Below are 939 nucleotides of genomic sequence, written 5' to 3' on the forward strand. Positions count from 1 at the left end.
GCGGCTTTTTCAATCACATGGATCACGAGTGGATGATGAAATTTCTGGAGCATCGCATAGCCGATCCTAATCTCTTAAGACTAATTAAGAAGTTTCTGAAAGCGGGCGTGCAGGAAGACGGAGAGTTTAAGCCAACAGATGAAGGGGCACCGCAAGGCGGACTCATTTCGCCGATCTTATCTAACATTTATCTGCATTACGCACTTGACCTATGGTTTGAGACGACAGTGAGAAGAGAATGTGTAGGAAGGGCAGAAATGGTGCGTTACGCAGATGATTTTGTATGTTGTTTTGAACAAGAATGGGATGCGAAGCGGTTCTACGAGGCATTGGTTATGAGACTGAAAAAGTTCGGACTGGAGATCGCCGAAGAAAAGACAAAGATCATCCGATTCGGAAGGCAGTCAGAAGTGGCATGCAAAGAGGTAGGTTTAAAGAAACCAGAAACCTTTCGACTTCCTAGGGTTTACGCATTACTGGGGCAAAGGCAAGAGTGGACGTTCAAGACTCATGAGGAAAACGAGTGGAAAGAAATTTAGGGCGAAGGTGAAAGAATTTAAGACGTGGATTCGAAGTAACCGACACACCTCAGAAGTTGAACTGATGAGGACCATAAGAAGTAAATTAGTAGGACATTACAATTACTATGGAGTGTCGGACAACATCGGAGGTATAACATCGTACCTAAGAGCAGTCGAACGATTGGTACTGAAGTGGAGAAACCGAAGAAGCCAGAAGATAAGCTTCACGGAGGAAAAGTTCGCCATGTTTCTCATCCGAAACCCATTTCCAAAACCGTCAATAACCGTGAATCTATTTGCAAAGAAAAGCAACTCTGTAAGGTAGCATGAAGAGCCGTATGCCTTAATTGGGCACGTACGGATCTGTGAGGGGCAAGGGGCACAATCCAAGACGGAAAGGCCCCGCCTACTCGACTAT

1 protein-coding gene is annotated in these 939 nt (G+C 45.3%); it reads left to right on the forward strand.

Annotation, left to right across the window (positions count from 1 at the left end; translation table 11 throughout):
* Positions 1-539, forward strand: a 539-nt coding sequence (locus AC3WRW_RS33000; RefSeq protein ID WP_492550439.1) for a reverse transcriptase domain-containing protein, incomplete at its 5' end; no start/stop codon positions are given.
* Positions 540-939: the final 400 nt, after the last annotated feature.

The organism is Paenibacillus sp. FW126-R14 (genome assembly GCF_058789495.1).